The sequence below is a fragment of the Shewanella yunxiaonensis genome (assembly GCF_018223345.1).
GTDB classification, from domain to species: Bacteria; Pseudomonadota; Gammaproteobacteria; order Enterobacterales; family Shewanellaceae; genus Shewanella; species Shewanella yunxiaonensis.
Genome location: NZ_CP073587.1, coordinates 172,271 through 197,095 on the forward strand (window position 1 = coordinate 172,271; position 24,825 = coordinate 197,095).

General features: G+C 48.5%; 16 protein-coding genes and 4 tRNA genes. 19 read left to right on the forward strand and 1 reads right to left on the reverse strand.

The features are described from left to right. The first annotated feature begins 290 nt into the window (after positions 1-290). From KDN34_RS00835 to birA, 5 genes are all read left to right on the forward strand, one after another. Positions 291-2,621 (forward strand): TonB-dependent receptor, encoded by a 2,331-nt coding sequence (locus KDN34_RS00835; protein ID WP_212595086.1) that lies wholly within the window; start codon positions 291-293, stop codon positions 2,619-2,621. A 63-nt stretch (positions 2,622-2,684) separates the two neighbouring features. Next, positions 2,685-5,303, forward strand: coding sequence for a M14 family metallopeptidase (locus KDN34_RS00840; protein ID WP_212595087.1), 2,619 nt, complete (start codon positions 2,685-2,687; stop codon positions 5,301-5,303). Between the two features lie 495 nt (positions 5,304-5,798). After that, a complete protein-coding gene (locus KDN34_RS00845) occupies positions 5,799-7,019 on the forward strand; it encodes a dipeptidase (RefSeq protein ID WP_228730465.1) in 1,221 nt (406 codons plus the stop codon). 203 nt (positions 7,020-7,222) lie between these two features. After that, positions 7,223-8,242: a UDP-N-acetylmuramate dehydrogenase gene (gene murB / locus KDN34_RS00850; RefSeq protein ID WP_212595089.1), complete on the forward strand. Its 1,020-nt coding sequence runs from the start codon at positions 7,223-7,225 to the stop codon at positions 8,240-8,242. Between the two features lie 2 nt (positions 8,243-8,244). Further along, positions 8,245-9,204, forward strand: a complete 960-nt coding sequence (birA, locus tag KDN34_RS00855) for a bifunctional biotin--[acetyl-CoA-carboxylase] ligase/biotin operon repressor BirA (protein ID WP_212595090.1) — start codon at positions 8,245-8,247, stop codon at positions 9,202-9,204. On the opposite strand, the gene coaA is transcribed toward birA, so the two are convergent. Beyond that, positions 9,205-10,152 carry a type I pantothenate kinase gene (gene coaA / locus KDN34_RS00860; protein WP_212595091.1) on the reverse strand — a complete coding sequence of 316 codons (948 nt, stop codon included), beginning with the start codon at positions 10,150-10,152 and terminating at the stop codon, positions 9,205-9,207. A gap of 243 nt (positions 10,153-10,395) precedes the next feature. On the opposite strand from coaA, the gene KDN34_RS00865 reads away from it, so the two are divergent. The 14 genes from KDN34_RS00865 to rpsL all read left to right on the forward strand — a co-directional run bounded on the left by KDN34_RS00865 (position 10,396) and on the right by rpsL (position 24,781). After that, positions 10,396-10,471 (forward strand) — tRNA-Thr (locus tag KDN34_RS00865). Positions 10,472-10,477: 6 nt separating this feature from the next. Beyond that, positions 10,478-10,562, forward strand: a tRNA-Tyr gene (locus KDN34_RS00870). 36 nt (positions 10,563-10,598) lie between these two features. Then, positions 10,599-10,672 (forward strand) — tRNA-Gly (locus KDN34_RS00875). A 7-nt stretch (positions 10,673-10,679) separates the two neighbouring features. Next, positions 10,680-10,755: transfer RNA gene (locus KDN34_RS00880), tRNA-Thr, on the forward strand. Between the two features lie 118 nt (positions 10,756-10,873). After that, the gene (tuf, locus tag KDN34_RS00885) at positions 10,874-12,058 is read left to right on the forward strand and encodes an elongation factor Tu (protein WP_212595092.1); all 1,185 of its coding nucleotides are present in this window, start codon (positions 10,874-10,876) and stop codon (positions 12,056-12,058) included. Between the two features lie 239 nt (positions 12,059-12,297). Beyond that, on the forward strand, positions 12,298-12,669 hold the full coding sequence (gene secE / locus KDN34_RS00890; protein ID WP_212595093.1) for a preprotein translocase subunit SecE: 372 nt from the start codon (positions 12,298-12,300) through the stop codon (positions 12,667-12,669). 8 nt (positions 12,670-12,677) lie between these two features. After that, the gene (gene nusG / locus KDN34_RS00895; protein WP_133040224.1) at positions 12,678-13,229 is read left to right on the forward strand and encodes a transcription termination/antitermination protein NusG; all 552 of its coding nucleotides are present in this window, start codon (positions 12,678-12,680) and stop codon (positions 13,227-13,229) included. A gap of 122 nt (positions 13,230-13,351) precedes the next feature. Next, positions 13,352-13,780 (forward strand): 50S ribosomal protein L11, encoded by a 429-nt coding sequence (gene rplK, locus KDN34_RS00900; RefSeq protein WP_212595094.1) that lies wholly within the window; start codon positions 13,352-13,354, stop codon positions 13,778-13,780. Between the two features lie 4 nt (positions 13,781-13,784). Next, positions 13,785-14,489, forward strand: a complete 705-nt coding sequence (gene rplA, locus KDN34_RS00905; protein ID WP_212595095.1) for a 50S ribosomal protein L1 — start codon at positions 13,785-13,787, stop codon at positions 14,487-14,489. A 245-nt stretch (positions 14,490-14,734) separates the two neighbouring features. After that, the gene (rplJ, locus tag KDN34_RS00910; protein WP_212595096.1) at positions 14,735-15,235 is read left to right on the forward strand and encodes a 50S ribosomal protein L10; all 501 of its coding nucleotides are present in this window, start codon (positions 14,735-14,737) and stop codon (positions 15,233-15,235) included. Positions 15,236-15,289: 54 nt separating this feature from the next. Beyond that, complete coding sequence (gene rplL / locus KDN34_RS00915; RefSeq protein WP_212595097.1) at positions 15,290-15,661, forward strand: 50S ribosomal protein L7/L12; 372 nt, start codon at positions 15,290-15,292, stop codon at positions 15,659-15,661. Between the two features lie 242 nt (positions 15,662-15,903). Next, positions 15,904-19,935 carry a DNA-directed RNA polymerase subunit beta gene (gene rpoB / locus KDN34_RS00920; protein ID WP_212595098.1) on the forward strand — a complete coding sequence of 1,344 codons (4,032 nt, stop codon included), beginning with the start codon at positions 15,904-15,906 and terminating at the stop codon, positions 19,933-19,935. Positions 19,936-20,018: 83 nt separating this feature from the next. Beyond that, a complete protein-coding gene (rpoC, locus tag KDN34_RS00925; RefSeq protein ID WP_212595099.1) occupies positions 20,019-24,230 on the forward strand; it encodes a DNA-directed RNA polymerase subunit beta' in 4,212 nt (1,403 codons plus the stop codon). Positions 24,231-24,406: 176 nt separating this feature from the next. Beyond that, a complete protein-coding gene (rpsL, locus tag KDN34_RS00930; RefSeq protein ID WP_212595100.1) occupies positions 24,407-24,781 on the forward strand; it encodes a 30S ribosomal protein S12 in 375 nt (124 codons plus the stop codon). The last annotated feature ends 44 nt before the right edge of the window (positions 24,782-24,825 follow it).

Consider the following 24,825-nt stretch of genomic DNA (forward strand, 5'->3'; position numbering starts at 1 on the left):
CTAATACAACAGAAAGGCCACCCTAGCGGTGGCCTTTTTGCTTTCTGCCATAATATTTCTTAGTACTACTCCTTACAGCATCCATGCACTTTGGTGTCCTTTTATCTGCAATAATGATATTGCGTTCTTAATAAATTCTAATTTCTGTGACTAAATAGTTTATTAATGTATGTTAAATGTTGATTAACCGTGTGAGATATATATATTTGTGGCGCAGTTGTTGATGAATGTTGAATCTTAAAAAGATATCTATAAAGCATAAAAAGCAGTAATTAATAAAGGATGCCACGATGAAGTTACACCTGTACCCCACAAGAGTAATTCCATTTGGTTTGTCAGCGTTGAGTTTAGTGGTTGGGAGTGTGTTATTTCCTGCCATTGGATATGCGGAAACAAAGCAAGATAACGTCGATCAAACCGAAATCAATAAAGCAAAATCCACTGATGCAGAAATGCTAGAGCGTATTGAAGTCACGGCTACAAGACGCACTACGACGGTTCAGGAAACGCCATTAGCGATTTCTGCGCTGTCCGGCAACATGCTCAAACGCAACGGGATCACCTCGGTTGAAGAGTTCACTAAGATGGTTCCGGGGATGAACATTCAGGATAGTGGTCCAGGTTCTAAGCGTATTAGTTTACGTGGCGTCACTGCACCAGGAGAAGGCACCGTTGGTGTTTACTACGATGAAATCCCAATTAGCGGAACCGTTGGTGTAAGTAGTGACGCTGGCGGCAGAACGCCAACTGCTGCACTGTTTGATGTAAACCGGGTTGAAGTTGTGCGTGGCCCACAAGGCACCCTTTATGGTGCTAGCTCTATGGGCGGTGCTATCCGAACTATTTTCAATAAACCCGTCGATGGATATGAAGGCGCTTTTGAAACTAGTTATGGCGATATCGCCCATGGCGGTGTGCAGAAGTCCGTAGACGGCATGGTAAACGTTCCTTTGGTCGAGGGTTTGCTGGCCGCGCGTTTGGTCGGCTTTCGTAAAACCAGTGATGGTTACATCGATAACGTCTTTCTTGGTATCAAGAATGTTAACAGCTCTACCAAAGAAGGCGGCAGAGCAATGGTGCGTTTTACTCCCACCGAAGACATTACTTTCGATGGCATGTATTTATTGGATAAGACTGAAGCCGGCAGTAACACCTGGAATCCAGCCATTGGTGAGTATCAGACGGTTTCTCAAATTAACCAGCCCTTTGAGGACACCACCAAGCTCTACAGTGGCACCTTGAACTGGGATTTGGATTTCGCCAAATTAACTGCCGCTGTAGGTAATTTTAAACGTTCTACTGAATACAACATGGATGACAGTTACTACATTGACACTTATCTCAATGAGGATAAATGTCAGTCGCGCTGGAATGATGGTATAGCCTGTAGCAGTGATGAGCTGAGTGCATACTATGATTATGTCAACAGCCTCACTCCCGCCGTGCTGCAGCATAAAGGTTACATGACTAACAAAACCTATGAAATGCGCCTGACCTCCAATGGTGAAGCCGTATTTGATTGGACTGTCGGCGCTTTCTATCAGCAACGTGACGACTATGTACAGTCGCAAGACGGTGCGGCTGATGAGGCGACAGGGCGGTTAATTGAACCGATTGAACTGTTCTATCGGCGTTACATTCTCGATAATCTTGAACAGAAAGCGCTGTTTGGCGAGACCACCTACCATGCTACGGATAAGTTAGATGTTACCGTGGGACTGCGTTGGTATGATTATCAGAAAACCGTAACCGGTGAAACGACCAATGCCTGGGAGCTGATCAACGCGTTTGAAAAGCCAAAAACCTCAGTTGATTTCAGTGAAAGCGGTAACCTCTTTAAAGGCAATGTTTCCTACAGCATGACCGACGATATGATGTTTTACGGTTCTGCTGCCCAAGGTTTCCGTCCCGGTGGTGCCAATAACGTGATTGGTCTGGCAGAGATGCTGACCGGTTATGAGTCAGATTCGTTGTGGAATTATGAAGTCGGCATGAAGAGTTCCTGGTTGGATCGTGATCTGCAGTTCAATGCGGCGACCTATCTGATCGATTGGAGCAACATGCAGGTGCGTGGGCGTACCACCGATGGCGCATTTTCTTTCCTGTCTAACGCTGGTTCAGCGCAGATGATTGGTTTGGAAATGGAGTCAGGGTGGCGTATTACTGATGATCTGTTCGTTTCCGGTAATGTTAACTTCATTAATGCGGAGTTAACTGAAGATCAGGTAAGTGATGTGGTGTTGGCTGCGGGTAAAAAGGGCGATCGTATCCCGTACATTCCGAAAGTCACCGCAATGCTGTCACTCAGTTACAGCTTGCCACAGATCCTGTCAGGTTTTGACAGTTCAATCCGCGCAGATGTTAACTATGTCGGCTCTTCTTATACTGAGTTGCGCCCGGATGATACCTATTATCTGAAGATGGACGCGTACACCTTGGCGAACTTACGTTTCAACCTGGATTCGGCGACGACAGGTTGGGGGTTCTCTTTCTATATCAATAACCTGTTTGATAAGAATGCTATCGTCTATGATGCAGGTAGCTATGATTATCCCCACGAGGATGCTACCAGTGCAATGCCTCGGACTATCGGTGTGACAGTTCGTAAAGACTTCTTTTAAGCATCCCGATCGTATGCCGCTGCAGCTGTAGCGGCATTTTCGTAACACATTATGGAGTTTCCAATGTTGTTAACACAAAAAATTGGGAAATTTGCAGCGCAGTATTTCATCAATAAACCCCGTGTTGTTAAGGCGGGGTTGTTTAGCTTGGTTTTTGCCGCTGTCAGCTGCCAACTGTCAGCAGCCGAGATCCCCTCACCGAAAGATATTCTCGGTCACAATCCCGGTGATGATTATTATCTGGCCAACTATGAAGATTCATTGCGTTATTTTCATGCGCTGGCAGCCAAATCTGACAAGATCAAAATGTTCGAAGCCGGGAAAAGCTCGCAGGGGAGAACACTGGAATTTGCGGTGATCTCCAGTCCGGAAAACCTTGCCAAATGGGAAGAATACAAAGCGATTTCTCGTAAGTTGGCGGATTCCCGCGGATTGACCGATGCTGAGGCCCATAAGCTCGCTAAAAACTCCAAGATTATCGTGCATATCGACGGCGGGATGCATTCATCGGAAGTAGCCGCTCATCAGTTACCCATCCGTCTGGCATACACCTTACTTTCATCGACTGATCCCAAGATTACTGAGCTGTTAAATAAAGTGATATTGGTGCTGTGGCCAACCTTAAATCCGGATGGTCAGGATATGATTGTCGACTGGTATCGCCACAATGTGGGTACGCCGAACGAAACCAGCCCAATGCCTTGGTTATACCAGGAGTATGTAGGTCACGATAATAACCGTGACGGCTATATGCTCAACATGAAAGAGACGCAAGTCGTGACTGCCGCGGTGCAGGAAAACGCACCAGCGATTTTTTACGCGCAGCATCAAAAGGCACCATTCCCAGCTCGCATTTGGGTACCGCCTTTCTCCGACCCGATCTCGCAAAATATCGATCCGATGATGCGCAACTGGACCAGTCTTATTGGAATGCACATGATCGGTGAGTTTGAGTCAGAGCAACTCCCCGGGGCGATCGCTCAGGCGCGGTTTGATAACTGGTATCCTGGCTTTTTGGATTACACTCATGTGTTCCGCCATACCATTGCTTATTTTACCGAAACTGCGTTACACGAATATGCTACGCCCTGGACTTATGATCCGGCTAAATTCCCGGAGAATCGGAAAGACTTAAAGCCGCAAATTATGTACCCGTCGCCCTGGAAAGGGGGTAAATGGACACTTGGTGATGCGGTGCATTATATGGAAGTGGCTTCACTCTCCACCCTGGACACTGCTGCACGTTATTCCAAACAGATCCAGTATGACCGTTATCAGGCCGGCCGTGACACTATTGCGCGCTTCAACAGTGAAGGCCCCTACGCCTATGTGATTTCCGCCGCACAGCATGACCTGTCTGAAGCCGGGGCATTGGTCAATATCCTGTTAAAGCAACAAATTGATGTTTACCAGTTACAAAAGGCGACGGAGTTCGCGGGCAAGCGTTACCCTGCCAACTCTTGGGTGATCCCGATGGCACAACCTTATGCCGGTTTGGTGCAAGAGTTGTTTGAGACGCAAAAGTATCCGGCAACATTCCTCGACAAAAATGGCCTGCCAGAGAATCTGCCATACGATACTACTGGCTGGACCTTGCCATTACAGATGGGGGTTGATGTTGCCGCTGTCACCGAACCCTTGAGTCAAACACAACAGTCAAGAATGCATGTCGTGACCGCGGTATCTCTGCCAGCGGACATTAGTGGCAAGGGTGATGTGTTTGTGTTGTCGCAAGCTGAAAACGCGGCTTACAAAGTCGTGAATCAGGCGTTGGCTGCTGGCGCGACCGTCGAGCAGGCTATCGTTGATAAGACCCCCAACTTTTTTATTAGCGGTGTCAACCAACAGCAGCTAACAAGTTGGCTGCAAGCTGCGAACATCTCGGCTAAAGCAATAAAAAAAATGCCAACCGCCAATAAACTCAATGCTGCTCGCGTTGGTTTGTATCGTCCATGGAAGCCTTCGATGGATGAAGGTTGGACACGCTGGTTAATGGAGCAGTATCACTTCCCGCTAGCATCGTTGTACAACGCGGATATTAAAGCCGGCAATTTAGCGGATAAGGTCGATGTCATTATATTGCCCGACATCAACCTGAGTTGGCTGATGGATGGCTTTAGTGCTGCTAAAGATGATGCTGACTCGGACAATAATGGTGGCGCTAAGGTTGACCCAGTTCCGCAGCAATATCTTGGTGGTATCGGTCCTGAGGGGGCACAAGCGCTGCGTGATTTTGTCGCCAATGGCGGAAGATTAGTCGCATTTAACAGCGCGTCATCTGCGGCCATCAAAGTGCTCGGTTTGCCGGTGAGCAATGTGCTGGAAGGTGTAGATTCCAATGTATTCTACTGCTCCGGGGCGTTGCTGCAATTACAGCTTAACGCTGAAGCTGATAGTGATGTATTGGCTGGGTTACTTCAGTCGCCTGTCGCTATGTTCTCGCACGGTCCGGCATTCAAAACCTTGCCAGGATTTGATGGGCAGATCTTGGCGTCTTATCCAAAAGAAGGCAATCCATTGCTTAGTGGCGTGCTGTTACATCCGGAAGCGATTAATGGCAAGGCGGCGGCAATTAAAGTGAAATATGGTAAAGGTGAGGTGTATCTCTTTGGTTTCCAGCCTCAGTGGCGCGGTCAGTCACATGGTACCTATAAGTTTGTTTTTAATACGCTATATCGATAAGCCGTAACGCAATATTCAGGCATTGTGGATTCACATGGTTAAGGGTGAAAATCCACAATGCCTTTTATCCCTTCAGATCCCTTCAGCCAAGTTCGCGGTCAGCGGCAACTCTAAAAAACTATTCATCACATAAAATAGCTTTTCACTGCGAGGTAAGTATCGGTTCAGACAGTCACAGACAATGTCGCTGATTCAATCTTATTTGGTGCAGTCAGCGCACTTAATGGTGCAGTAATTTAGCGGGCATTTTGTGGTTCCGAACATCTAACGGTTTATTCAGTCGGCGCAACTTAGCTGAATCCCTGCAAATTAGGGATTAATGCCTGCTAACTTTTTGAATCGATGGCAAACGGGCCATTTCCCGCATGCTGGTATGAAGTTTGTAAGTGCTTTGTTAATAAAATCAATGAAAACACTGTGGCTGGCACGGACAAGCCGAATACCGGAGGTACGATGTTTGAACAAAAATGTGGAACGGGAATATTGACGGCCAGTATGTTGAGCCTGGTGTTATCGTTTGCCGCGCATGCAGAGGTGAGTCTGGCACAGGCCAACGCCATCCAACGCGCGTTGCTGACATTAGACACTCATCTGGATACCCCGGCGAATTTGGTCAAGCCGGGCTTTGATATTATGCAACGTCATAGCTACGACGAGGATTTCACTCAAGTGGACGTTCCGCGAATGAATGAAGGATTATTGGACGGCGGCTTTTGGGCTATCTTTTCTCCTCAAGGACCATTGACCCCCGACGGCTATGAAAAAAGCCGTGACACCGCGATTCTGCGAGCGCTCGCGATTCACACCATGGTGACTGCCCACCCAGATACTTTTGGGTTTGCGACCGAAGCTGCACAGGCGGCACCGATTAAAGCCGCGGGTAAGCACGTAGTGTTTATGAGCATAGAAAACGCCTATCCCCTGGGAACCGACCTGAGTTTATTGACCACATTTTATAAGCTGGGAGTGCGGTTGGCCGGACCGGTACATTTCAAGAATAATCAGTTGGGTGACAGCTCTACCGATCCCGAGGGCGCTAAATGGGGAGGATTATCACCGCTGGGCGAGCAGTTTGTTGCAGAAGCCAATCGTCTCGGGATAGTCCTGGATGGATCACACGCAGGTGATGCAACCGTAAAAGATATGATCCGCCTGTCTAAAACGCCGATCATGCTGTCCCATTCCGGGAGTAAAGCGGTGTATGCGCACCCTCGTAATGTTGATGATGATCTATTAAAGGCGTTAGCCGCGTCGGGCGGGGTGATCCAGATGAATGCCTATAGTGCTTATCTCAAGCAGCTCCCGGAAAATCCACAACGTAAAGAAGCTTTTAAAGAGCTAATGGCGATGATGGATAAAGCGGAAAATGGCGACATGAGTGCTAAGGAATTTGAGCAAATGCAGGCGAAGCGCCGCCAAATTGAGCATGATTTCCCGGCAGTTAAAGCCACCTTTGACGATTATATGGAGCATTTCCTGCACACTTTAAAAGTTGTCGGGCCATTACATGTCGGTATCGGTGCTGACTGGGATGGCGGCGGTGGTGTCGAAGGTATGATGGATGTCGCCAGTTTGCCAAAAATTACCCAGCGCTTATTGGAAGCTGGCTATACCAAGGAAGATTTGGCCAATATCTGGGGCTTGAACGCATTGCGTGTGCTAAAGCAGGCCGAAGATTATGCCAAAAGCCTAAGTAACCACACGACAGCGCAATAAGGTGACGCAGAGATTGCGCGCAGAAGGTTAAATCCTGGCTAAGTGGTTGCTCTCCCAAATGGCCTGAAGCTTTTCGCATTCAAAACGCCGTCTTACAGATATGAGACGGCTTTAGTTTAACGGCATTAATACCGGGTCGGGCTGTAATTATCGGGTACTATGAGTACAATAACCGCCATTCCAATAAGCGTTAGTACTCTTTAATGTCGCAACCAGCAATTTCCCTCAACTCTTTTAACACCTTTGCACTTGCGGCGAACTGCCAGCAGTTAATCATCGCTAAAACTCGCGCTGAATTAATTGCGGCGTGTCGTCAACATCAGCATGATGATGTGCCGCCATTAGTGTTGGGTGGTGGCAGCAATATACTGTTGTTGGAAGACTTTGAGGGAACTGTGATTAAAGTTGAGAATCACGGTATCAAATTGCAACAGACAGAAAGCAGCTATCTGTTGGCCGTCGAAGCGGGAGAAACCTGGCATGAATTGGTGTGCTATTGTTTGCGATATCAAATTCCTGGACTGGAGAATCTGGCGTTAATCCCAGGCACAGTCGGTGCTGCCCCCATTCAGAATATTGGCGCTTATGGCGTCGAATTTGCGGATGTGTGCGACTGGGTCGAATATTTTGATATGGCTAAGCAACAAGTCATTCGTCTGAGTGCCGCCCAATGTCAGTTTGGATACCGCGATTCTGTCTTTAAGCAACAGTTGCTTGATAAAGCGCTGATCCTTGGTGTCGGTTTACGTTTGCCAAAACATCCGCAGCCGAAATTGAGCTACGGCCCACTGCAACAATTGCCTGCGGATGCCTCGAGTCAGATGATTTTTGACTGTGTTTGTGCAACGCGTCGAGAAAAAATTCCCGATCCTACAAGGTTAGGTAACGTCGGTAGCTGTTTTAAAAACCCTATTATTGCGGCTGATGAATATGCTCGGTTGTTAGGGGAGTTTCCAGAGATTGTAGGTTATCCATTAGCCACCGGGGAGACAAAAATCGCTGCCGCCTGGTTAATCGACAAAGCGGGGCTGAAAGGCGCTTGCTATGGCGATGTGATGGTTCATCCAGGGCAACCTTTGGTATTGGTGAACCGGGGTAATGCCAGTGGTCAGGATGTGGTATTGGCCCTGCAATCGGTACGTTCGAAGGTTTATCAAATATTTGGGATCACGTTAGAACCTGAACCAAGAACTTATGCTGCAACAGGTGAAAAGAGGATCTGATTATGTCCGGACAATGGCAACGCAAGCGCGAAATTCTGACCCACTTAAATAATGGGGAGTTTATCTCAGGTGAAAGCCTGGCAGAGATTTTAGGTGTTTCACGCGCAGCCATTGGTAAACAGATTGCCGGACTGGCCGAATACGGCATTGATGTTTTTAGCGTGAAAGGTAAAGGATATAAGTTGTCTAACCCAGTATTTCTCATCAATGAATCCGAGCTGTTGGCTAACATCACCAATCGTTGTTTTTATTTTGATGAGATCGCCAGTACCAATGCGTTTTTGTTAGAACATTTAGATGAACTGCAAAGCGGCGACACTTGCATCGCAGAGTTTCAATCTGCCGGTCGAGGAAGGCGAGGTCGCAGGTGGGTTTCGCCTTACGGCAGTCATCTCTATTTCTCTATGTTTTGGCACTTGCCACAGGGAATGACACAGGCGATGGGGCTGAGTTTGGTGGTGGCGTGTTCTCTGGTGAGCGTCTTAACTCAACTAGGTGCCAAAGATGTGGGCGTGAAATGGCCAAATGACATCTTTTTCGAACATCGCAAGTTGGCAGGCGTGTTAATCGAAATGAGCGGTACTGCCGACAGTGGTTGTAACTTAGTTATTGGTATTGGCGTGAATATCGCCATGCCTCAACAACAGGGTGAATTAATTGACCAGCCCTGGAGCGATTTGCAGCAGATGTTGGTCAATCCCGATAAGACCATACTTGCCAAAACGCTGCAGCAGCAATTACACAAAGATCTTAAACTGTTCGAGCAAAAGGGATTAGCCGCCTTTAGCGACCGTTGGCATGCCGCAGATATCTATTTAGGGAAACCGGTACGCTTGTTGCTGGGTAATGACAGTATTCACGGTCGTTACCTGGGGATAGATGAGCAGGGGGGTGTCATCCTGGAAACCGCCAGCGGTCAACAGCATTTTGTCGGTGGCGAAATCAGCTTACGCGGTGTTTAGTTATTTCCGTAACAATACTTGTTCCATCGCATGGTGCGCACCTTTCTTTAGAATAAGGTGTGCGCGCTCCCTGGTGGGCTGAATATTGGTCCGTAAATTTGGGCCGTTAATCGTATCCCACACATGTGAGGCCATTTTGGTTGCTTCATCATCCTGTAACTTGGCAAAATGATGAAAATAAGAATGAGGATCGGCGAACGCACTGCTACGGAATTGCAGGAAACGATCGACATACCATTCTTTTAGCCATTTCTCTTCGGCATCCACGTAAATTGAAAAATCGACGAAATCCGAGACAAACGGTCTTTTGATGCTGACGGGAGAATCCAATTCTGTCTGCAGTACATTCAGACCTTCCAGTATCAGAATGTTGGGCTGACGAACACTCACGGTTTCTGCCAATCGATCATAAGTGATGTGCGAATAAAGTGGTGCCTGTACTTCAGCTACGCCGGATTTTATTGCAGAGACGAAGTCTACCAGTAACTTCATATCATAACTTTCAGGAAACCCTTTGCGTTGTAACAGCCCCTTACGTTTCAACACCTCCAGTGGATACAAAAAGCCATCGGTGGTGATTAAATCCACCCGCGGATGCTCGGGCCAATGACTGAGGAGTGCCTGTAAAATACGTGCCGTAGTACTTTTACCCACGGCCACACTGCCAGCGATGCTGATAATATAAGTTCTATTAGCTTCCTGTTGTCCGAGAAACTGATTAAGTACCACACCACGCTGCTGCTTAGCTTTTACAATCAGATTTAATAAACGACTCAATGGCAGGTAGATATCGGTGACTTCAGATAGCGACACCTTTTCGTTGATACCGCGTAATTCGGCTAAATCGTTCTCTGTTAACGTCAGTGGAACGGCATTGCGCAATTGTGCCCATGAATCGCGGCTAAAAGGCATGTAAAGTGCCTGCTGAATGGTGGTTGACTGTGGCATCTGTTTTCCTCACTCAAGGACTGGCACAGTACACCAAGCAATATTGTTCAACAATAAAAATATTGTATAGCCGCGGCTTAGCGGTTGATTGTGGTGTTTACCTATGACCAAGTGAAAAAACGCTGAATTGCCACAGCAAGCCTTAGAGCAAAAAAACGGCGTTTGAGTGATTTTTTCTGAATTTTACCAATTTTATGTTGCACTCGGAGCGACATTTACCTAATATCCGCTACCGAAATGAATGCCGGCATAGCTCAGTTGGTAGAGCAACTGACTTGTAATCAGTAGGTCCCGAGTTCGACTCTTGGTGCCGGCACCATTCATCGGAGGGGTTCCCGAGTGGCCAAAGGGATCAGACTGTAAATCTGACGGCTCCGCCTTCGAAGGTTCGAATCCTTCCCCCTCCACCATTTTTTTGAAGGTAATAGATAGCCTAGGTTAGGTGCGCGGGTATCGTATAATGGTAATACTCCAGCCTTCCAAGCTGATAACGCGGGTTCGATTCCCGCTACCCGCTCCAAAATCATGCTGATATGGCTCAGTCGGTAGAGCGCATCCTTGGTAAGGATGAGGTCCCCAGTTCGATTCTGGGTATCAGCACCAGCCTTCCTGGAAAGCAAATCTGTTGCCGTGTAAGATAAATGTTCGACGCTTGTTTGCGCCGAACTTTTTCATTATGTAATAGTTTCACCTCCAAACAATCGTAGATTGAGGCAATACCATGTCTAAAGCTAAATTTGAACGTAGTAAACCCCACGTAAACGTGGGTACCATTGGCCACGTTGACCATGGTAAAACCACTCTGACTGCAGCTATCACAACTGTATTGGCCAAGACCTACGGCGGTGAAGCAAAAGATTTCGCAGCAATTGATAACGCACCAGAAGAGCGTGAACGTGGTATTACCATCAACACCTCACACGTAGAGTACGACACACCAACTCGTCACTACGCACACGTAGACTGCCCAGGGCACGCTGACTATGTTAAAAACATGATCACTGGTGCTGCGCAGATGGACGGCGCGATCCTGGTAGTAGCTGCGACTGATGGCCCAATGCCACAGACTCGTGAGCACATCCTGCTGTCACGTCAGGTAGGCGTACCTTACATCATCGTATTCATGAACAAATGTGACATGGTAGATGATGAAGAGTTGCTGGAACTGGTAGAGATGGAAGTTCGTGAACTGCTGTCTGAATACGACTTCCCAGGCGATGACCTGCCAGTAATTCAGGGTTCAGCTCTGAAAGCCCTGGAAGGTGAAGCCGAGTGGGAAGCGAAGATCATTGAACTGGCCGAAGCGCTGGATACTTACATCCCAGAACCCGTACGTGATATCGACCACCCATTCCTGCTGCCAATCGAAGACGTATTCTCAATCTCCGGTCGTGGTACAGTAGTAACAGGTCGTGTAGAACGCGGTATCATCCGTGTAGGTGACGAAGTAGAAATCGTGGGTATCCACGACACTACTAAGACTACCTGTACTGGTGTAGAAATGTTCCGTAAACTGCTGGACGAAGGTCGTGCAGGTGAGAACGTGGGTGTACTGCTGCGTGGTACTAAGCGTGACGAAGTAGAACGTGGTCAGGTACTGGCTAAACCAGGTACTATCACTCCACACACCAAGTTTGAATCAGAAGTCTACGTACTGAGCAAAGAAGAAGGTGGTCGTCATACCCCATTCTTCAAAGGCTACCGTCCACAGTTCTACTTCCGTACAACTGACGTAACCGGTACTATCGAACTGCCAGAAGGCGTAGAGATGGTAATGCCAGGCGACAACATCAAGATGGTAGTGACTTTGATCTGCCCAATCGCGATGGATGAAGGTCTGCGTTTTGCGATCCGTGAAGGTGGCCGTACAGTAGGCGCCGGCGTGGTAGCGAAGATCATCGCCTAATCAGGTCGAGATTGATGAAAAAGGAAGCCTCGGCTTCCTTTTTTGTTTCGTTGTCGTCTATGGATTTTGCGAGATCAAGCACCCTGCGTCCTTGATCGGATAAGGGATTAAGCATACAATCTATGGCCGATTTTTTGAGCCTGAAAAAGGCGGCGCTCCAATTATTGGGGATGTAACAGGGCTTACTGAATGCTGATAGGCCCTTATGCTCGGGTCGCAATGAGTAACGGAATTAACCGATGACAACAAATACCGAAAACCAGGGCAATTCTCTGGATATTCTTAAGTGGGTGATCACTATTGTGCTGCTGGCAGTTGCCATTGTCGGCAACCATCACTACAGCGATGCTAGCGTAGTGGCACGAGCCCTTGGCGTAATCGTGCTGTTTGCCATTGCAGGCTTTGTTGCACTGCAGACAGTAAAAGGTAAACAGGCATTGGCGTTCGCTAAAGAATCTCAGATCGAAGTCCGTAAAGTGGTGTGGCCTACCCGGCAAGAAGCACTGAATACAACCTTTATTGTATTGATTGCGACCGGTGTGTTGGCCATCATCCTGTGGGGTCTCGACGCAGCCCTGCTGAAAATTGTCAACCTTATTACTGGCGTATAGGCTTTCTCATGACAGAAGCGAATGAAGCTAAAAAAAGGTGGTATGTCGTTCAGGCTTTTTCTGGTTATGAAGGCCGTGTTTGTAAGTCTCTGATCGAACATATCAAAATGCACGGTATGGAAAAGTACTTCGGTGAAGTACTGGTGCCTACCGAAGAAGTAGTGGAAATGCGTGGCGGTCAGCGCCGCAAGAGTGAGCGCAAGTTTTTCCCTGGATATGTGCTGGTTCAAATGGAAATGAATGATGAATCATGGCACTTGGTGAAAAGTATTCCACGCGTAATGGGATTTATTGGCGGTACCTCTGACCGTCCAGCTCCAATTTCCGACAAAGAAGCCGATGCCATTTTGCGTCGTCTGCAGGAAACTACAGATTCTCCGACTCATCGCGTTATGTACGAACCTGGTGAAGTTGTTCGGGTGACCGATGGGCCGTTCGCCGACTTCAACGGGACGGTTGAAGAAGTGGATTATGACAAGAGTCGCGTAAAAGTGTCTGTCATGATCTTCGGTCGTTCTACTCCGGTAGAACTAGACTTTAATCAGGTTGAGAAAAGCTGATTAAATTAACAACAAAATCCGTTTGGCAACGGGTGTGGATTTCTATATAATCCGCACCCGTTGTTTTCGGGGAGCCTTGTGCATGTTGCACAGGCGTTTGAACCCAAACTGAGGAAAATCAGATGGCTAAGAAAATTGAAGCTTATATTAAGCTGCAAGTAAAATCAGGCTCTGCCAACCCTTCACCACCAGTAGGTCCAGCTCTGGGTCAGAAAGGTGTGAACATCATGGAATTCTGTAAAGCGTTTAACGCCCGTACAGAAAAAATGGAAAAGGGCATGCCTATCCCTGTAGTGATCACTGTGTACAGCGATCGCTCATTCACTTTCGAAACTAAGACTCCTCCAGCTTCATATCTGCTGAAGCAGGCTGCTGGCCTGAAGTCAGGTTCAAGCCGTCCTAATACTCAGAAAGTGGGTACTATCAAGCGTGCTAAAGTTCAGGAAATCGCTGAACTGAAAGCTGTTGACATGACTGGTGCTGACGTTGAAGCGATGACTCGCTCAATCGAAGGTACTGCTCGTTCCATGGGTTTGGTAGTAGAGGACTAATACAATGGCAAAGTTGACTAAGCGCATGCGCGTTATCCGCGAAAAAGTGGAAGCTACTAAAGCATACGATATCAATGAAGCACTGGTTCTGTTGAAAGAACTGGCTACTGCTAAATTCGTTGAAAGTGTGGACGTTGCCGTTAACCTGGGTGTTGACCCTCGTAAATCAGATCAGAACGTACGTGGCGCTATCGTGCTGCCTCACGGTACCGGTCGTGACGTTCGCGTTGCAGTATTTACTCAAGGTGCTAACGCTGAAGCTGCTAAAGCTGCAGGTGCTGAACTGGTTGGTATGGACGAACTGGCTGCCCAGGTAAAAGCTGGCGAAATGAACTTTGACGTAGTGATCGCTTCACCTGATGCGATGCGCGTTGTCGGTCAGTTAGGTCAGATCCTCGGCCCACGTGGTTTGATGCCTAACCCTAAGACTGGCACTGTGACTCCTAACGTTGCTGAAGCGGTTAAGAACGCTAAAGCCGGTCAGGTTCGTTATCGTACTGATAAAAACGGTATTATCCATACCACTATCGGTAAAGCTGACTTCGAACCAGTGAAACTGAAAGAAAACCTTGAAGCACTGATGATCGCACTGAAGAAGGCTAAGCCTGCTGCTGCGAAAGGTCAGTACATCAAGAAAGTCACCGTATCCACTACTATGGGTGCCGGTGTTGCTGTTGACCAGAGCACTCTGGATACAACTGCTGCTTAATTTTACAAAATGCGTGCATTAGCCTATAATGCGCGCACTTTGTGGGTTGGAGCCCGATATTCGGGCTTCCGTCCAAGACCGCAGGTGTCTCTTAGTTAAGATACTTAATTTCCTGCGTAGACGGTGTCAGGCCCCAGATAGATTTGTTCTGCTGGATTATCTGCACCGTAAGTAACTGAATGGATTTCTGTTCAGTAAGGTAAACGCTAGGGGAAACCCTAGGTAGAATCCAGGAGTAAAGCCTAATGGCATTAAGACTCGAAGACAAACAAGCGATTGTTGCTGAAGTCAACGAAGCTGCCAAAGGTGCACTGTCTGCAGTTGTCGCGGATTCCCGCGGCGTGACTGTAGGCGCTATGACCACACTGCGTAAAGCCGCTCGTGCTAATGGTGTTTATGTACGCGTAGTACGTAACACTCTGGCTCGTCGCGCTGTTGAAGGCACTGCTTTTGAGTGCCTTGGCGAAGTGTTCTCTGGCCCAACTTTGATTGCTTTCTCTAACGAGCACCCAGGTGCTGCCGCACGTCTGTTAAAAGATTTTGCGAAAGAGCAGGCTAATTTCGAAGTTAAAGGTGCAGCTTTTGAAGGGGAATTCATCCCTGCAGCTGACATTGATCGTTTGGCAAAACTGCCGACATACGAAGAAGCACTGGCACGGTTGATGATGACTATGAAAGAAGCCGCCGCTGGCAAGTTTGTTCGTACACTGGCTGCACTGCGCGATCAAAAACAAGAAGCGGCCTAATTACCGGCTCGCTGCTTAAACGAATTGAATTCAGTACAATAGGAAATATTTCTTATGTCTATCACTAAAGACCAAATCCTTGAAGCCTTTGCAGCAATGTCTGTAATGGAAGTTGTTGAACTTGTTGAAGCAATGGAAGAGAAGTTCGGCGTATCTGCCGCTGCTGCCGTTGTTGCTGGTGGTGCTGGTGAAGCTGCTGCTGCCGTTGAAGAAAAAACCGAGTTCGACGTAGTTATGACTTCTCACGGCGAAAACAAAGTAGCTGTAATTAAAGCCGTACGTGGCGCAACTGGTCTGGGTCTGAAAGAAGCCAAAGCAATGGCTGAATCTGCCCCAGTAGCAGTTAAAGAAGCTGTCTCTAAAGAAGAAGCTGAAGCTCTGAAGAAAGAACTCGAAGAAGCTGGCGCTACTGTAGAGATCAAGTAAGTTAGATACTGACTTACTCCCATCCGACCAAAAGTCGGGTGTAGGCTGGCGGTTTTTTGACCGTCGGCCTTTTTTGCGCTGTAGGCGCCGATGATTTTTTCACCGTGAAATCATTCGTATATTGCAGTTCCTAGCAGTGATTATTGGTTAGGTTCTTGCCAACAATCGGTGATGGGCAAACGTGCTGGATTAACCGCAGGGTTGGTTCAGTCTTGGTCACATCTCGCAAGCAGAGGAAACCCATGGTTTACTCCTATTCTGAAAAGAAGCGTATTCGCAAAAACTTCGGTAAGCGTCCTCAGGTACTGGACATTCCTTACCTGTTGGCGATTCAGTTAGATTCATTCAAGAAGTTCACCGATCAAGATCCCACCGGTGAGCGTGGCTTAGAAGCCGCTTTCCGCAGCGTTTTCCCGATTAAGAGCTTTTCTGGCAATTCCGAATTGCAGTATGTCAGCTACAAGCTGGGCGAGCCTGTATTCGATGTCAAAGAGTGCCAGATTCGTGGCGTAACTTTCTCCGCACCGCTGCGCGTAAAACTGCGCCTGGTGTTGTTTGATCGTGAAGCCGCCGCAGGCACTGTTAAAGATATTAAAGAACAAGAAGTTTACATGGGTGATATCCCATTGATGACTGAGAACGGTACTTTCGTTATTAACGGTACCGAGCGTGTGATTGTTTCTCAGTTGCATCGTTCCCCAGGTGTATTCTTCGACCATGACCGTGGTAAAACCCACTCCTCCGGTAAAGTGTTGTATAACGCTCGTATCATTCCTTACCGTGGTTCATGGCTGGATTTTGAATTCGATCCAAAAGATGCGCTGTTTGTGCGTATTGACCGTCGTCGTAAGTTGCCTGCGACAATCCTGCTGCGCGCACTGGATATGTCTACCCAGGAAGTCCTGGATACCTTCTTCGACCGCGTAGATTTCAGTATCAAACAAGATTCGCTGGTGATGAAGCTAGTTCCTGAACGTCTGCGCGGTGAAACCGCCAGTTACGATATCAAGGATTCAGCGGGCAATCTGTTGGTGGAAAAAGGCCGTCGTATCACTGCCCGTCACATCAAGCAGTTGGAAAAGTCCAATACCACTGAGCTGGAAGTGCCGGTGGATTACATCGTTGGTAAGTTAGCCGCTCAGGACTATATCGATCCTGATACTGGTGAAGTATTGCTGACTGCAAACGATGAACTGACGCTGGAAGTGCTGGCTAACCTGTCACAAGCAGGCATCAAAGATATCAGCACTCTCTATGTCAACGAGTTGGATCACGGTGCTTACATGTCTGATACGCTGCGTATCGACTCTACCACCAATCGTATGGAAGCATTGGTCGAGATCTACCGTATGATGCGTCCTGGTGAACCACCAACCAAAGATGCGGCTGAAGCCTTGTTCCAGAACCTGTTCTTCGCAGAAGAACGCTACGACCTGTCTAAAGTGGGCCGTATGAAGTTCAACCGTCGTCTCGATATCGATGAGAACGAAGGTACCGGCATTCTGAGCAAATCAGACATCGTTGCTGTTATGAAGAAAATCATCGAAATCCGTAACGGTTTTGATGAAGTGGACGATATTGACCACTTGGGCAACCGTCGTATCCGTTCTGTGGGCGAAATGGCAGAAAACCAGTTCCGCGTTGGTTTAGTACGTGTTGAACGTGCTGTGCGTGAACGTCTGTCACTGGGCGACCTGAACGAACTGATGCCACAGGATCTGATCAATGCTAAGCCGATCTCTGCGGCAGTGAAAGAGTTCTTTGGCTCTTCACAGTTGTCACAGTTTATGGACCAGAACAACCCGCTGTCAGAAGTAACGCACAAGCGTCGTATTTCTGCACTTGGCCCCGGTGGTTTGACGCGTGAACGCGCAGGCTTCGAAGTGCGTGACGTTCACCCAACTCACTACGGTCGTCTGTGTCCAATTGAGACCCCTGAAGGTCCAAACATTGGTCTGATCAACTCATTGTCTACTTTCGCGCGTACTAACGCCTATGGCTTCTTGGAAACGCCATACCGTAAAGTCGTTGATGGCGTAGTAACTGATGAAGTTGAATACTTGTCCGCCATTGAAGAAGGTCGTTATGTGGTTGCTCAGGCAAACATCGACCTCGACGAAAATGGCCGCATTCTGGATGAGCAGGTTGCTTGCCGTCATAAAGGTGAATCTACCTTTATGCGCGTTTCCGACATCCAGTATATGGACGTATCACCACAGCAGATCATCTCGGTAGCGGCTTCTTTGATTCCATTCTTGGAACACGATGACGCGAACCGTGCCTTGATGGGTGCGAACATGCAACGTCAAGCGGTTCCAACACTGCTATCTGAAAAACCATTGGTAGGGACTGGTATTGAACGTACCCTGGCGATGGATTCCGGTGTGTGTGTCGCTGCTAAACGTGGTGGTGTCATTGATTACGTTGATGCTAGCCGTATCGTGGTTAAAGTAAATGAAGAAGAGCTGCGCCCAGGCGAAGCGGGTATCGACATTTACAACCTGACTAAATATACCCGTTCTAACCAGAACACCTGTATTAACCAGCGTCCTTGCTGCCATGTTGGTGAGCCAGTGACTCGTGGTGACGTACTGGCTGACGGCCCATCTACTGATATGGGCGAGTTGGCGCTGGGTCAGAATATGCGTATCGCATTCATGACCTGGAATGGTTACAACTATGAAGACTCCATCCTGATCTCTGAGCGTGTTGCGCAGCAAGATCGCTTCACCACCATTCACATTCAGGAACTGTCCTGTATCGCTCGTGATACCAAACTGGGTAGCGAAGAGATTACAGCTGACATCCCGAACGTAGGTGAATCCGCACTCTCCAAACTGGATGAGTCCGGTATCGTCTATATTGGTGCTGAAGTGAAGGGCGGTGACATCCTGGTCGGTAAAGTGACACCAAAAGGTGAAACTCAGCTGACACCAGAAGAAAAACTGCTGCGGGCGATTTTCGGTGAAAAAGCCTCTGACGTGAAGGACAGCTCACTGCGTGTTCCTAACTCAGTGAAAGGTACCGTTATCGACGTTCAGGTCTTCACTCGTGATGGTGTCGAAAAAGACAAACGTGCTATCGAAATTGAAGAGATGCACATTGCTCAGGCACGTAAGGACTTGACTGAAGAGTTCAAGATCCTGGAAGAAGGTGTGTTTGATCGTGCTCGTAACCTGCTGCTGAACAGCGGTGTCAGTGAAGCCAAACTGGCAGATATGCCACGTAAGGATTATCTGGTTCAGGTTATCGACGATGAAGCCAAACAGACTGAGCTGGAACAGCTGGCTGAGCAGCACGAAGAGCTGAAAGCAGACTTCGACAAGAAATTTGAAGCTAAACGCCGCAAAATCACCCAGGGTGATGACTTGGCTCCAGGCGTACTGAAGATCGTTAAAGTGTACTTGGCGGTTAAACGTACCATTCAACCTGGTGACAAGATGGCGGGTCGTCACGGTAACAAGGGTGTGGTCTCCAAGATCTGTCCTATCGAAGATATGCCATATGATGAACACGGCGTACCGATGGACATCGTGTTGAACCCACTCGGCGTACCTTCACGTATGAACATCGGTCAGGTATTGGAAGTGCACTTGGGTGCAGCGGCCAAAGGTATCGGTAATCGCATCAACACCATGCTGGAAGAACAGCGTGAAGTGGCAGAACTGCGTGAATACATCAAGAAGGTTTATGCCTTAGGTGATGGTGTGAAGCAGAAGGTTGATATCGACTCCTTTACTGATGATGAAGTGATGCGTCTGGCCAGCCACCTGAAACTGGGTCTGCCAACAGCAACACCTGCGTTTGACGGTGCCGAAGAGAAAGAGATCAAAGATATGCTGGAACTGGCTGGTCTGCCAACTTCCGGTCAGATGACTCTTTACGATGGTCTTACTGGTAATGCCTTCGAACGTCCTGTGACCGTCGGTTACATGTACATGCTGAAACTGAACCACTTGGTAGACGACAAGATGCACGCCCGTTCTACCGGTTCTTACAGCCTAGTGACTCAGCAGCCACTGGGTGGTAAGGCACAGTTCGGTGGTCAGCGTTTCGGTGAGATGGAAGTGTGGGCTCTGGAAGCGTATGGCGCTGCATATACGCTGCAGGAAATGCTCACTGTGAAATCCGATGACGTTAACGGTCGTACTCAGATGTACAAGAACATCGTTGACGGCAATCACCAGATGCAACCCGGTATGCCTGAATCCTTCAACGTATTGCTGAAGGAAATCCGTTCACTCGGTATCAATATCGAACTGGACCAAGAGTAAGGCGCAGCACGACTGTGTTTGGCTAGAAATTGGTGCCTCGCTGCATTGCGGGGCACCCGGTTTAACTCCTTCAGGAGAGAAACGTGAAAGACTTATTAAAGTTTCTGAAACAGCAAAGTAAGACCGAAGAGTTTGAAGGCATCAAGATTGGCCTCGCATCGCCTGACTTGATCCGTTCCTGGTCGTATGGCGAAGTCAAGAAGCCGGAAACCATCAACTACCGTACCTTCAAGCCTGAGCGTGAAGGTCTGTTTTGTGCGCGTATCTTTGGCCCGGTGAAAGATTACGAATGTTTGTGCGGTAAGTACAAACGCCTGAAGCATCGCGGTGTTATCTGTGAAAAATGTGGTGTTGAAGTTACTCAGACCAAAGTACGTCGTGAACGTATGGGTCACATTGAGCTGGCTTCACCGGTGGCGCATATCTGGTTCCTCAAGTCCCTGCCAAGCCGTATCGGCCTGATGCTGGACATGACCCTGCGCGATATCGAACGTGTGCTGTACTTCGAATCATTCGTAGTGATCGAGCCTGGCATGACCAGCCTTGAACGCGGTCAGATGCTGACCGAAGAAAACTACCTGGATGCGCTGGAAGAATACGGCGACGAATTCGAAGCCAAAATGGGCGCCGAAGCCGTGCTGGAACTGTTGCGTGCCATCGATCTTGAAAAAGAAATCGGTGAAATGCGCGAAGAACTGCCTTCAATCAATTCAGAAACCCGTCGCAAGAAAGTGACCAAGCGTCTGAAGTTGATGGAAGCATTCTACAATTCAGGTAACAAGCCTGAGTGGATGATCCTGAAAGTATTGCCTGTGTTACCACCGGATCTGCGTCCGTTGGTGCCATTGGACGGTGGTCGTTTTGCGACTTCAGATCTGAACGATCTGTATCGCCGAGTGATCAACCGTAACAACCGTCTGAAGCGTCTGCTGGATCTGGCTGCACCAGATATCATCGTACGTAACGAAAAACGTATGTTGCAGGAATCTGTGGATGCGCTGCTGGATAACGGTCGTCGTGGCCGTGCAATTACCGGCTCTAACAAGCGTCCGCTGAAATCTCTGGCCGACATGATCAAAGGTAAACAGGGTCGTTTCCGTCAGAACCTGCTGGGTAAACGTGTGGATTACTCTGGCCGTTCAGTAATTACTGTTGGTCCTACTCTGCGTCTGCATCAGTGTGGTCTGCCGAAGAAAATGGCGTTGGAACTGTTCAAGCCGTTTATCTATGGCAAGTTGGAAGCCCGTGGCCTGGCGACTACCATCAAAGCTGCGAAGAAGATGGTAGAACGTGAAGTACCGGAAGTATGGGACGTTCTTGACGAAGTTATTCGTGAACATCCAGTGATGCTGAACCGTGCGCCAACACTGCACCGTCTGGGTATTCAGGCGTTTGAACCAGTGCTGATTGAAGGTAAAGCGATTCGTCTGCACCCATTGGTATGTACTGCGTTCAACGCGGACTTCGACGGTGACCAGATGGCGGTACACGTACCGTTGACACTGGAAGCGCAGCTCGAAGCCCGTGCACTGATGATGTCTACCAACAACATCCTGTCACCTGCTAACGGTGAACCTATTATCGTGCCTTCGCAGGACGTGGTATTGGGTTTGTACTACATGAGCCGCGAACGCGTAAACGGTAAAGGCGAAGGTATGGCATTTGCCGACGTCGCTGAAGCTGAAAAAGCTTACCGTACCGGTGTTGCTGAATTGCATGCGCGTGTAAAAGTGCGTATCACCGAAACTCAGATTGAGGCCAATGGCGAGAAGAAACAGGTCCGTCGGATTGTGGACACTACTGTTGGTCGTGCGTTGTTATCGCAGATTTTGCCCGCTGGTTTGCCATTTGAAGTCGTTAACCAGAACATGGGTAAGAAGCAGATCGCCAAGTTGCTGAACATCTGCTATCGCCGTCTGGGTCTGAAAGACACAGTTATTTTTGCCGACCAGCTGATGTATACCGGTTATCGCTATGCGACTATTTCTGGTTCATCTGTCGGTATCAATGACATGCAGATCCCAGCAGAGAAAGCTAAGCTGGTTGCTGACGCTGAAGCCGAAGTACTGGAAATCCAAGAGCAGTTCCAGTCAGGTTTGGTAACCGCTGGTGAACGCTATAACAAAGTGATCGACATCTGGGCCAGCTGTAACGAAAAAGTGTCCAAGGCGATGATGAAGAACCTGTCTACTGAAACCGTTATTAACCGTAACGGTGAAGAGGAAGAACAGGCATCCTTCAACAGCATCTATATGATGGCCGACTCTGGTGCGCGTGGTAGTGCCGCTCAGATCCGTCAGTTGGCGGGTATGCGTGGTCTGATGGCTAAGCCTGATGGCTCCATCATTGAAACCCCAATCGTGGCGAACTTCCGTGAAGGTCTGAACGTACTGCAGTACTTCATCTCTACTCACGGTGCGCGTAAAGGTCTGGCGGATACTGCACTGAAAACCGCAAACTCCGGTTACCTGACTCGTCGTTTGGTTGACGTTGCTCAAGACCTGGTGGTTATTGAAGAAGACTGTGGTACCCACGAAGGTCTGATCATGAAACCACTGATTGAAGGTGGTGACGTGGTTGAGCCACTGCGTGAACGTGTGCTGGGTCGTGTGGTCGCTGAAGACGTTTATTACCCAGGTACCGAAGAAGTGCTGGCACCACGTAATACACTGTTGGACGAAGCTTGGTGTAAGAAGCTGGAAGACGCCAGTGTTGACGAAGTGAAAGTTCGTTCTGTTATCACTTGTGATACCGATTTCGGTGTATGTGCTCACTGTTACGGTCGTGATTTGGCTCGTGGTCATATCATCAACCAAGGTGAAGCTATCGGCGTAGTCGCGGCGCAGTCTATCGGTGAACCAGGTACACAGCTGACAATGCGTACATTCCACATCGGTGGTGCCGCATCCAGAGCTTCTGCAGAAAACAACGTTCAGACCAAAAATGCTGGTACGTTGAAACTGCACAATGCTAAGCATGTTGTGAATACCGAAGGTAAACTGGTTATCGTATCGCGTTCTTCTGAGCTGGCTATCGTTGACGATTTAGGCCGTGAGAAGGAACGCTATAAAGTGCCTTACGGTACTATCCTGGAAAAACAGGAAGGCGCAGCCATCGAACCTGGTCAGATCATCGCGAACTGGGATCCACATACCCACCCAATCATCACTGAAGTGGAAGGTAATGTGCAGTTCGTTGACATGATTGACGGTGTCACCATTCAACGTCAAACCGACGAACTGACTGGTTTGTCGTCTATCGTGGTTATGGATGTAGCACAGCGCCCATCAGCCGGTAAGGACATGCGTCCTGCGGTACGCCTGGTGGATGACAAAGGTCACGACCTGACTATTCCGGGTACTGAAGTGCCAGCACAGTACTTCCTGCCTGGTCATGCGATCGTAAGCTTGGATGACAACACTAAGATCAACGTGGGTGACGCGCTGGCGCGTATTCCACAAGAATCTTCTAAGACCCGTGATATCACCGGTGGTCTGCCACGTGTTGCAGACCTGTTCGAAGCCCGTAAGCCAAAAGAACCCGCGATTCTGGCAGAAATCACCGGTACTATCTCCTTCGGTAAAGAAACCAAAGGTAAGCGTCGTCTGGTGATCACCCCTGCCGATGGTGGTGATGCTTACGAAGAGATGATCCCTAAGTGGCGTAACCTGAACGTGTTCGAAGGTGAAAAAGTCGAACGTGGTGAAGTGATCGCTGACGGTCCAGAATCAGCACACGACATTCTGCGTCTGCGTGGTATTCACAACGTGGCCAGTTACATCGTCAATGAAGTGCAGGATGTATACCGTCTGCAGGGTGTGAAGATCAACGATAAGCATATCGAGGTCATCATCCGTCAGATGCTGCGTAAGGGTATTATCACTGACGCTGGTGATTCTGATCTGCTGGTGGGTGAACAGGCAGAAGTTTCTCGCGTTAAGATCACTAACCGTGAACTGGAAGCTCAAGGTAAACGTCCAGCGAAATTCGAACGTGAATTGTTGGGTATTACCAAGGCGTCACTGGCGACAGAATCCTTCATTTCTGCCGCATCGTTCCAGGAAACCACTCGCGTACTGACAGAAGCTGCCGTTGGTGGCAAGTCAGATAACCTGCGTGGTCTGAAGGAAAACGTGATTGTGGGTCGTTTGATCCCAGCCGGTACTGGTTATGCTTACCATAAAAACCGAGTTCATAATAAAGGTGAGGTTGCTCAGGAAGCGCCTGGTATTACTGCCAGCGAAGCCGAACAGAACCTGGCCGATTTGCTGAACTTGGCCGGTAGTCAGGAATAATCGAAAAACCGAGACAAAAAGGCGCCCTCGGGCGCCTTTTTTGATGAAAAGTCGTACATGATTGGCTATTTCTTGACAGTCAGCCTCGACCTTTCTAAAATTCCGCGTCCCACTTTTGTGGGATATAGATTTTTCACACCCAAACGTTGAGTAAATCAACTAAATTGGAGCTATACATGGCAACTGTAAACCAGTTGGTACGTAAGCCTCGCGCTCCCAAAGTCGAAAAGACAGCGGTACCAGCGTTGAATGCGTGCCCACAAAAGCGTGGTGTTTGTACCCGTGTGTACACCACTACCCCTAAAAAACCAAACTCTGCACTGCGTAAAGTAGCGCGTGTGCGTCTGACCAACGGTTTTGAAGTAACTTCATATATCGGCGGTGAAGGCCACAACCTGCAGGAACACAGTGTAATTTTGATCCGTGGTGGTCGTGTTAAGGACCTGCCTGGTGTTCGTTACCACACTGTACGTGGCGCTCTGGACTGTGCTGGTATCAGCGCTCGTCGTCAGAGTCGTTCTAAGTACGGAGCCAAGCGTCCTAAGTCTTAATGGTGTTCCGTTAAGTAAGGCCAAGCTTTTTTAATCATTTTATG

Bases quoted from the DNA above. Each gene is read 5' to 3' on its own strand.
- KDN34_RS00835 (WP_212595086.1), top strand. From the start codon at position 291: ATGAAGTTACACCTGTACCCCACAAGAGTAATTCCATTTGGTTTGTCA.
- KDN34_RS00840 (WP_212595087.1), top strand. From the start codon at position 2,685: ATGTTGTTAACACAAAAAATTGGGAAATTTGCAGCGCAGTATTTCATC.
- KDN34_RS00845 (WP_228730465.1), top strand. From the start codon at position 5,799: ATGTTGAGCCTGGTGTTATCGTTTGCCGCGCATGCAGAGGTGAGTCTG.
- murB (WP_212595089.1), top strand. From the start codon at position 7,223: ATGTCGCAACCAGCAATTTCCCTCAACTCTTTTAACACCTTTGCACTT.
- birA (WP_212595090.1), top strand. From the start codon at position 8,245: ATGTCCGGACAATGGCAACGCAAGCGCGAAATTCTGACCCACTTAAAT.
- coaA (WP_212595091.1), bottom strand. From the start codon at position 10,152: ATGCCACAGTCAACCACCATTCAGCAGGCACTTTACATGCCTTTTAGC.
- tuf (WP_212595092.1), top strand. From the start codon at position 10,874: ATGTCTAAAGCTAAATTTGAACGTAGTAAACCCCACGTAAACGTGGGT.
- secE (WP_212595093.1), top strand. From the start codon at position 12,298: ATGACAACAAATACCGAAAACCAGGGCAATTCTCTGGATATTCTTAAG.
- nusG (WP_133040224.1), top strand. From the start codon at position 12,678: ATGACAGAAGCGAATGAAGCTAAAAAAAGGTGGTATGTCGTTCAGGCT.
- rplK (WP_212595094.1), top strand. From the start codon at position 13,352: ATGGCTAAGAAAATTGAAGCTTATATTAAGCTGCAAGTAAAATCAGGC.
- rplA (WP_212595095.1), top strand. From the start codon at position 13,785: ATGGCAAAGTTGACTAAGCGCATGCGCGTTATCCGCGAAAAAGTGGAA.
- rplJ (WP_212595096.1), top strand. From the start codon at position 14,735: ATGGCATTAAGACTCGAAGACAAACAAGCGATTGTTGCTGAAGTCAAC.
- rplL (WP_212595097.1), top strand. From the start codon at position 15,290: ATGTCTATCACTAAAGACCAAATCCTTGAAGCCTTTGCAGCAATGTCT.
- rpoB (WP_212595098.1), top strand. From the start codon at position 15,904: ATGGTTTACTCCTATTCTGAAAAGAAGCGTATTCGCAAAAACTTCGGT.
- rpsL (WP_212595100.1), top strand. From the start codon at position 24,407: ATGGCAACTGTAAACCAGTTGGTACGTAAGCCTCGCGCTCCCAAAGTC.